Consider the following 8,425-nt stretch of genomic DNA (forward strand, 5'->3'; position numbering starts at 1 on the left):
TTATAATTAAATAAGAAAGAATAGCACCGCCCGTAGGCGGTGCATAGAGTATCATAAACCAACAATGTCATTTATTGAGAAGAGTACGGCTTTTCCAGAGATTATTACCTTATCTCCAACGCACTCACAGTACAGAACACCTGTACGGGAAGAAGCTTGGAAAGCCGTGATGTTTGATTTGTTCAGTCGTTTGCACCAGCACGGTGCGATCATACAATGCGTTGAACCGGTAACAGGATCTTCGTTTATTCCATACTTGGGAACGAATACCCGTGAAACGCAGTCATATTCCGTACCCTTGGCAGTAACAGCAACACAAGCTCCGTCCAGTTTGGCGATAAGCTCCATATCCGGTTGCAAGTCCCGAACCTCGTCCTCGTCTCTGAGAATGAATAGTATATCACGGTCTTTGTAGGCAGCAAGAGGTATAGTTCCGAGAGCTTCGATCATGGTATCAGTTATCTCGACATGCTCCAGCTTATAAGCCGGAAACTCCATTCTTATCAGCTCTTCGCTCTTATGAACGGTAAACTCACTGATCTGACTGTAGAAGTTGAGAGTATCAGTATCCTGCTCATAAAAGTTGAAAAGAACAAAAGCAGTCGCAAGCGTAGCGTGTCCGCAGAAGTCTATCTCACTCTTGGGAGTGAACCAGCGGATATGATAGCGGTCATTCTCTTTGACAACAAACGCAGTCTCGGATAGGTTATTCTCAGCGGCTATACTCTGCATGATTTCTTCACTTGGGAAGTTGTCAAGTACGCATACAGCAGCGGGATTACCTGAGAATATTTTATCCGTGAAAGCATCTACAACATATTGTTTCATTTATTTCACCTGTTCTATGGGAATGTAATATTAGCCTATTTCTTGATTCTGACATAGTACTTCGTATCGTCTTGATGATGGATATACCCGCCGTTATTCAGCATAACCTTGAGAGAAGCTGGATTATCCTTGTTGACGCGCAGATATATTTCATCATCCTGAACATCGTCTCTTATCTCGTCGATGAGGAGTTTAAGTCCCTGAGAAGCATAGCCTTTACCGCGATATTCAGGAGCTATGTAGTAGCCGATATGACCTGCTCCCTCAATAAGCGACTGGCAGAGATAATGACGGAAGTGAAATGTGCCAACGATAGTATCATCATCCCACAGGTAATATACTGTCTGCGGTACATATCCTTCTGGCAGCTTTTCACCCTTTGACTGTGCTATTATCGTTTCGAGAGCAGAATCAAAATCCTCACGACTTATATCGTTATAGTCGTTGAGAAAACCGTTCTCATCAACCGGAATACTGCGCTGAAAGAACCATTCTTTCTCAATATCCTTGTAGTTAGCAGATTTTAGTTTCAGCATATTACCCTCGATTCAGTTCTCATCATTTTTGAGCTTTAGTGAATTAATACTTAATAGCTTACGAGTATAATACCATATCACAGCGATAGTGTCAAGCATTTCCTGAGATATGTTGGAATCGTTTATTATAGCATAGTTAGAGAACAGCCACCCGGCACAAAGGCCGGGAAGATATATTATCTTGAAGCTGTTCTCATTTTGGGGGGAATTGGGGAAATATTAGTTTTATGCAGCGTTAGGCTCAATCGTTCGTGTTTTTATGCGGATAGAATATGCGGGTGAAATCTTTCTTTTTCTCAGTATTGTTGCCACCGTTCTGAGAAGAATCCGGTTCGGGAGATTTATTCTTCCTTTCGATGACAAGTTCAACCGGTTTCTGTATGGTATCAGCCATTCTCTGAGCCATAGCATAGTTGAGTTTGTTCGTAGGATGAAGCATCTTTCCGGTTTCAAGGTTTGTTGTGCCCACATAACCGTGAGTGTGATAATCAGATTTTTGATGCTCCTTTTTGTGAGCTCCGATCAATATCAAGTATTCGTCTTTAAGCGGATCCAGAACCTGATCAGCTATTTCCATTGCAGTTTCTGCGTCAGGAGCTGTCTCTTTCAGAGGCGATATCATGAATTGGATAAATTCATTCTTTCCTTCATTTCCGTGATATTTAGACAAAGAATCAAACTGCATCTTTGCTGTTGCGGGATCGTCAGCATCAACTCCGTATCCTCTTAATCCTACACAGTCTTCGTTTGATGGATACTTGGTGGCGTTCGTAGAATACTCATCACCGCCGTCTGCGTGCCAGATTACTTTGAGGATGTCATAATCTTTGTCCATAACTTTCTTTCCTCCTCCTGAGCTTTTTTGATTGGTTCTTCGCTTCCGGTTCTTACGCCTTCAAAGCAAAGGTTGATGATAGTTTGAGTCTTAGCAAGAAATAACGGGTAATTGGTATCGCTACCACCTTTGTTTGCAAGTCTGCGGTTGGCTTCTTTCGAGAATGTTGTTTTCTTCTCCTTAGCGACTCTCTCGATGTCAGCAATCGTATCTTTCGGGATTCTCAGTGTCTTTGGACTTGTACCAGTTTTCATGAGTTATAACCTCCAGTTAATTTAGATTCAAGAATATTGACAAATGGTGTAGATGTCTCGGATCATCAGTACCCAACAACCTCAACATATCCAAAGATTCTGGTATCGTTGTATATGCTCTATATACGCGCATGTGTACGTGTACGTGTGCATGTAGGTGCGTGTGTGTACGTACGTGTGCGTATGCGTGTGTATATTATATATAATATATTTAATATATAATATACTAGAGAATACTAGAATATATTGAATATAATATTTGCAGGTATATAAGTACGTTTGTCATACATTCTTACTACATAGTACAAATCCAGACAAAAAATATCCTCCCGACAGTAACCGGGAGGATTTTAGCGTATTCAGAAAAATGAAAGCTGATTATTGATCCAGCTGACCTGCTCCGCTGGATGGAAAGTTTCGCCTTCACAGAGCGTTCCGACAAGGGACGGAGAGTTCGGATCATGCAGACGAATATTCCGTCTTACGTTCTCTCTGTTTGTATTGGCGTAGCAATAGCGACAGAAGTGAGCGCAGGTATCATAAGCGCCGATATCAGTACCGAGAACGCAGCTGCATTCCGCTCTCTGCGACTTCTTCTTGGGAATATCAAGAGAACAACCGATAGCTGCCTCAAATGTTTCCTGAGTCATGCAGCCATTGCAGTCTACGCCAAATGGAGCAAGGTCGTTTCCCTCAGCACAGGCTTTTATCGATATTCCGTAACGCTGTCCGATTTCTGCGAAAGCCTTACCAATGGCGACACGCTCCTGTGGAGTTACTGTTCTTGCCTGCGGGAAGTTACGAGCGACCTTCTCATAGATATCAATAAAGCTAATAACGCATACTTCTGTATAACCTGAAAGAGTTCTGCACATAGTTTCAAAGTCAGATAAGTGACGTTCGAGCGTGTAGGTGCTGTCAATGAATATCGGATCGTACCTCCAGCCGATACAATTGATGCCTATCGCTTTTGAGAGAGTAATAAAGTTCTGCATGACCTGCTCCTTCGGCGAAACATTCAGTTCAACGTCCTTTCCGTAGGGAGTAATTGTCACGAACCAGTATTGATGAAACCTTTTCAGCTCGTCAATATACTTCAGCATCGGAGCAGGATTCTTTGTACAGAAGGCTATACAGTCAACAACATCAGGATCTAACTCATATCGCGTTATCCAGTCCTGTCGATACGGATTCCGCACAAGAACGTATCCTTCTCGTATACGATTCATGAACCACTCAAAGTAAAATGCGGGGATATCCGTCCGCATACCCGTGTTTATAATCATAATTCTCCTTATTCTCTCAGCTGTATCATATCGGTACAGCTGCTTTTTTATGCTCACGCCGCCCCGTAATGGGGCGGTAGAGCTTGGAATCAGTATTTTTCTTATTATACTAAGGATTGAAATACAATGTCAAGATAGAATTCCTATTTTTTCAGAATCTGATATATACATTATTACTGCGTAATATTATTTACAAAAAAGGCCTTTTGAGGCTTTTTCACGAAAACCTCCGATTTTTTTGATTTTTCATATATACATTATTAGCTTGAATACATTACGCGCGTATTCAATTTCAATGTAAAGGAGGATCAAAAAGATGCCTGAAACTAAGCGCTATCTGACATGTGGAGTAGACAGCACAATACCGTTGGAATTACAGATGTTTTTATGGGAATGCGTAAACAGTATGCCTGCTCCAAAGGACTATCTTCAAGTCTTTGACTTGGAACAGGTCGGCTGTATGCAGTCTATCACGCACAGGAGCGAAGAACCTGAATACCGGAAAGTATACCTGCTCCCGTCCGATAGTCCTATCACAGAAAAGCTGTACATCATTGATGATGGCGATCACAGCACAATGCTTTTAGCAGAAGAATATTAAAAGTAAGGCCAGCCCCTTCGGGGGCTGGTTCTTTCTATTTATGGAGGTTTTTACAATGGAAGATAACAAGAAGAATGCACTGTACTGCTCCCACTGTGGAGCTCTTATCGGCGAAGACGAAGACTATGAAGAGGTAAACGGCGAAGTAGTCTGCACAGACTGTTACGAGCGGCATACTACAACCTGCGATCGATGTGGTGAGACAATCTGGACCGATGATAGCTATGGTGACGAGTATACCACCCTCTGTCGTCACTGTTACGAGAATCACTATACTCGCTGCTCCTGTTGTGATGCACTGCTTCACGAAGACGATGCCTATCATCTCGACGGATACGACTACTGCTCAGAATGCTATCACGATGAAGTTGACAAAAACCGCTCTATCCACGACTACGGTTACAAGCCTGAGCCTATATTCTATGGCGATTCTAAGCGGTATTTCGGCATTGAGCTGGAGATTGATGGGGCTGGTAAAGATAGCGATAATGCTGACGAGCTACTTGCTATCGCCAACAGGGGCGAGGAGCATATCTACATCAAAGGCGACGGATCCCTTGACGATGGTATGGAGCTGGTTACACATCCCATGAGCCTTGACTATCACAAGAAATATCAGTGGGAAGAGATAATGAAAAAGGCTATATCTCAAGGCTACCGCTCACATCAGACAAGCACCTGTGGACTGCATATCCACGTAAATAGAAGCAGTCTCGGTGAGACACACGATGAACAGGAAGACATTATAAGTCGCATCCTGTTCTTTGTTGAGACGCACTGGGCAGAGCTCCTTAGATTTAGCCGCCGCTCAGAATATTCGATGAACCGCTGGGCTGCGAGGTACGGCTATGAGAAGACAGGGCGTGAGATACTGGATAAGGCTAAGAAGGGAAATAACGGCAGGTATGCCGCAGTTAATCTCATGAACTGGGCAACTATTGAGTTCCGCCTGTTCAGAGGCACGCTCAAATACAACACACTCATCGCGGCGTTAGAGCTTGTGAACGAGATATGTGACCTTGCTATTCACCTGACAGATGAGGGAATCGCTAATATGAGCTGGTCTGAGTTTGCCGGAACACTCACCGAACCGGAGCTTATCCAGTATCTGAAGGAACGTCGGCTGTATATTAATGAAGAAACAACAATTGAGGAGGATATGTAAATGGGCTTATTATCTGATTTATTTGACGTTGATCCTGAGACTGAAAAAGATATAAAGGACGTTATAAAAGCAATTACAGTCATCGCGCTTGTAGTAGGCGGAGCAGGCGCATCTGGTGGCTCACTTGATCTGCCGTTCAATGACGAGGAGGACGATTAAAATGTGTGCATTATTTGGCTATTTATCGTATAAAAACATAGTACCATACAAGGTGCTGAAGAAACTTACACAGGCACTGGCTAACGCAGCCGAAGAACGCGGCACAGATGCTGCCGGTATCAGCTATGTTCATGATGGAAAAGTCACTATATTTAAAAGGCCCAAGCCTGCACATAAGATTCATTTCAACGCACCTGCCGAAACAAAGGCAATTATGGGACATACGCGGTTGGCTACTCAGGGCGATAAGAAACATAATTTCAATAATCACCCTTTCGCAGGTCACGCTGATACAGAGTTTGCCTTTGCTCATAACGGATGTTTGTGGAACGATAAGGAGCTGCGTAAGGACGGGGTAATCCCCAATACATATATAGATACCGACAGCTACATCGGCGTTCAGCTCATAGAGAAGCAAGGGAAGCTCGATTTTGACAGTCTCAAGTACATGGCTGAGACCGTAGAGGGCAACTTCACCTTCACAGTGCTTGATGATTGCAACAGCCTATATATAGTCAAAGGCAGCAACCCGATGTGCCTGCTCCACTTCAAGGATATCGGGCTGTATGTATACGCATCTACCGAGAGTATCATGAAGAACGCTATCCGCAGGATAGGTTTGCATAAGTTCGCAAATGAGCGTATCAAAACAGACGAGGGAGATATACTGCGTATCGACAGGAACGGAAATATCACACGCTCGGAGTTTGAGCCTAAGATATATCGCTCCAAGTACGGATCATGGTACGGTCTCGACGACTCGCCCTATTACGATATGCATGAGGAGATACTACTTGCATACTGCGGATGCTATGGAGTGGATAGCGAGGATGTAGAACTTCTGCTCGAGTACGGCTACACTTGCGATGAAATCGAGGAGATGCTTATGGATACGAACCTGCTCCACGAGGCTCTCCGTGATGTGAAGTATATGTGTGGTGAAAGCCTGTACGAGAGTTGCTACGGAGGAGCGTTTTGATGTCCACAAAAGTAAACTTTTATGCACACCTTGGAAACAAGCAAAATAGTGTACATAAAAGTCCCGTTTTGACTTTATGGACGTCCACTAAGTAACAACCATATTTATGGACAAAATGGAGGTAATATGGACAACAGAATCTATGGATACGCCCAGGTATCTACCTAATGTCATTAAGCTAAGGAAAAGTAAAATAATCACAGGAATCAGAATGATCCTGTGATTATTTTTTTATGTATAAAATGTAAATTTTGCAAAAAGGTATTGACAAAAAGCCGAAAATGTGCGGCGCAGCTAATCAGATATACACATCTGATTGGAGGTTTTACCGTGCAAAAATACTGTAATATTGTCAAAAATAAGCTTAACACTCTTATCATCAACATGGAGAAAAATATCTCTGATTTTGTAGTTGATCCTAAGAGAGATTTTATTCGAAAAAGCGAGCTGTCTTTCTCAAAAACAATGCGGTTTATTTTGAGTATGGGCAGCCAGACTCTTAGCAGTGAGCTTATGGAGTTTTATGGCCTGGATCAGAAAGCAGTGTCGGTTTCAGCTGTTGTTCAGAGAAGAGCCAAGATACTGCCTGCTGCATTTCTTCATTTGTTCCATAAATTAAACGAGTCATTTTCTCAGACCTGTTTCTTTCATGGTTACAGACTTTATGCTGTGGATGGTTCTGATATACATATTCCCACTATCCATGATGACCACAACACTCATTACAACGCTAATATTGATTCAAAAGGATACAATCTTATGCATCTGAATGCATTGTATGACCTTATGAACCGTAGATATATCGATGCTGTTTTACAGGACAGTCGATGCGAAAATGAGCATACCGCTCTCATAAGTATGGCAAAAAAGTTGAGCGAAGATTCAATTATCATTGCTGACAGAGGATATGAAGCATACAATACTATTGCTCACCTTGAAAATAATGGCTTGAAATACGTTATCAGAATCAAAACAACAGCAGGAATTGCCCAGAAATTCAATATTCCAGCCGATAAAGAGACAGACTTTACTGCTGATATTCTTCTTACAAGAAGACAAACAAATGAAGTTAAGTCGAATCCTGATAAATTTAGATTCCTTAATTCGCAGGTCGTTTTTGATTTTCTTCCGAAGTGTTCGAAAGATACCTATCCGCTAAAATTTCGCATCATTAGAATCAAGATATCTGAAGATAACTATGAGACCATTGTTACCAATCTCTGTGATGATGAGTTCTCTGCCGAAGATATCAAGATGATCTACAAAATGCGCTGGGGGATCGAGACTTCATTCAGAGAGCTAAAATACCATGTTGGTCTTATTGCTTTCCATTCAAAGAGAAAGGACTGCGTGATACAGGAAATCTTTGCAAGTCTTATCATGTATAACTTCTCTATGCTGATTACCGAAAATATCACCATAGATGACGATAAGCATAATGATTACCGCTATAAAATCAATTATGCTTTTGCTATACATATCTGCATCAAATTCTTTCGCTCTGCACACGCAAATCCTTTACTTGTGGAAGAACTGATAGCAAGAAACAAGTGTCCTGTCAGACCTGATCGTATTGCTGATAGAAAAACTCGTTGCCATTCTGCTATCGGCTTCAATTACAGGTTATCATAATTATTTGCTTATGTCAATCTTTTTTCAGGCAGATCTCGTATCTGTCTTTTCGTCATGCAATTTTGGCGAATGTAATAACAGGAGTATGCCTGGTAATATTCCCAACATACTCCTGTTCCTTTAGCGTATTTGGTTAGCTTAATGACATTA

The 8,425-nt window shown here is 42.1% G+C and carries 10 protein-coding genes; 5 read left to right on the plus strand and 5 right to left on the minus strand.

Translation table 11 applies throughout. The features are described from left to right. Positions 1-51: 51 nt before the first annotated feature. The 5 genes from BLW60_RS15500 to BLW60_RS15520 all read right to left on the minus strand — a co-directional run bounded on the left by BLW60_RS15500 (position 52) and on the right by BLW60_RS15520 (position 3,739). A complete protein-coding gene (locus tag BLW60_RS15500; RefSeq protein WP_074719004.1) occupies positions 52-828 on the minus strand; it encodes a PhzF family phenazine biosynthesis protein in 777 nt (258 codons plus the stop codon). 35 nt (positions 829-863) lie between these two features. Continuing rightward, entirely contained in the window at positions 864-1,364 is a 501-nt protein-coding gene (locus tag BLW60_RS15505) for a GNAT family N-acetyltransferase (RefSeq protein ID WP_074719006.1), read from the minus strand. A gap of 241 nt (positions 1,365-1,605) precedes the next feature. After that, entirely contained in the window at positions 1,606-2,199 is a 594-nt protein-coding gene (locus BLW60_RS15510) for a relaxase/mobilization nuclease domain-containing protein (protein WP_074719008.1), read from the minus strand. Next, the gene (locus BLW60_RS15515) at positions 2,169-2,453 is read right to left on the minus strand and encodes a hypothetical protein (protein ID WP_074719010.1); all 285 of its coding nucleotides are present in this window, start codon (positions 2,451-2,453) and stop codon (positions 2,169-2,171) included. Before BLW60_RS15515 ends, BLW60_RS15510 begins: the two co-directional genes overlap by 31 nt. Positions 2,454-2,812: 359 nt before the next feature. Continuing rightward, on the minus strand, positions 2,813-3,739 hold the full coding sequence (locus BLW60_RS15520) for a DUF1848 domain-containing protein (protein WP_074719012.1): 927 nt from the start codon (positions 3,737-3,739) through the stop codon (positions 2,813-2,815). A 316-nt stretch (positions 3,740-4,055) separates the two neighbouring features. On the opposite strand from BLW60_RS15520, the gene BLW60_RS15525 reads away from it, so the two are divergent. The 5 genes from BLW60_RS15525 (at position 4,056) to BLW60_RS15540 (ending at position 8,275) form a co-directional block, all read left to right on the plus strand. After that, a complete protein-coding gene (locus tag BLW60_RS15525; protein WP_074719014.1) occupies positions 4,056-4,340 on the plus strand; it encodes a DUF960 domain-containing protein in 285 nt (94 codons plus the stop codon). A 55-nt stretch (positions 4,341-4,395) separates the two neighbouring features. Next, the gene (locus BLW60_RS15530; RefSeq protein ID WP_074719016.1) at positions 4,396-5,505 is read left to right on the plus strand and encodes an amidoligase family protein; all 1,110 of its coding nucleotides are present in this window, start codon (positions 4,396-4,398) and stop codon (positions 5,503-5,505) included. Then, on the plus strand, positions 5,506-5,664 hold the full coding sequence (locus BLW60_RS16945; RefSeq protein WP_175460958.1) for a hypothetical protein: 159 nt from the start codon (positions 5,506-5,508) through the stop codon (positions 5,662-5,664). It abuts the gene before it with no gap. Between the two features lies 1 nt (position 5,665). Further along, complete coding sequence (locus BLW60_RS15535; RefSeq protein WP_074719018.1) at positions 5,666-6,643, plus strand: class II glutamine amidotransferase; 978 nt, start codon at positions 5,666-5,668, stop codon at positions 6,641-6,643. A 384-nt stretch (positions 6,644-7,027) separates the two neighbouring features. Further along, positions 7,028-8,275 (plus strand): IS4 family transposase, encoded by a 1,248-nt coding sequence (locus BLW60_RS15540; protein WP_074715664.1) that lies wholly within the window; start codon positions 7,028-7,030, stop codon positions 8,273-8,275. Positions 8,276-8,425 lie beyond the last annotated feature (150 nt).

The organism is Ruminococcus flavefaciens, from assembly GCF_900108555.1.
Lineage (GTDB): Bacteria > Bacillota > Clostridia > Oscillospirales > Ruminococcaceae > Ruminococcus > Ruminococcus flavefaciens_P.

What these genes read in the sequence shown, in the direction of transcription:
- BLW60_RS15540 (WP_074715664.1), top strand. Translation starts at nt 7,028, where the DNA reads ATGGAGAAAAATATCTCTGATTTTGTAGTTGATCCTAAGAGAGATTTT.
- BLW60_RS15525 (WP_074719014.1), top strand. Translation starts at nt 4,056, where the DNA reads ATGCCTGAAACTAAGCGCTATCTGACATGTGGAGTAGACAGCACAATA.
- BLW60_RS15535 (WP_074719018.1), top strand. Translation starts at nt 5,666, where the DNA reads ATGTGTGCATTATTTGGCTATTTATCGTATAAAAACATAGTACCATAC.
- BLW60_RS15530 (WP_074719016.1), top strand. Translation starts at nt 4,396, where the DNA reads ATGGAAGATAACAAGAAGAATGCACTGTACTGCTCCCACTGTGGAGCT.
- BLW60_RS15505 (WP_074719006.1), bottom strand. Translation starts at nt 1,364, where the DNA reads ATGCTGAAACTAAAATCTGCTAACTACAAGGATATTGAGAAAGAATGG.
- BLW60_RS15510 (WP_074719008.1), bottom strand. Translation starts at nt 2,199, where the DNA reads ATGGACAAAGATTATGACATCCTCAAAGTAATCTGGCACGCAGACGGC.
- BLW60_RS15500 (WP_074719004.1), bottom strand. Translation starts at nt 828, where the DNA reads ATGAAACAATATGTTGTAGATGCTTTCACGGATAAAATATTCTCAGGT.
- BLW60_RS15515 (WP_074719010.1), bottom strand. Translation starts at nt 2,453, where the DNA reads ATGAAAACTGGTACAAGTCCAAAGACACTGAGAATCCCGAAAGATACG.
- BLW60_RS15520 (WP_074719012.1), bottom strand. Translation starts at nt 3,739, where the DNA reads ATGATTATAAACACGGGTATGCGGACGGATATCCCCGCATTTTACTTT.
- BLW60_RS16945 (WP_175460958.1), top strand. Translation starts at nt 5,506, where the DNA reads ATGGGCTTATTATCTGATTTATTTGACGTTGATCCTGAGACTGAAAAA.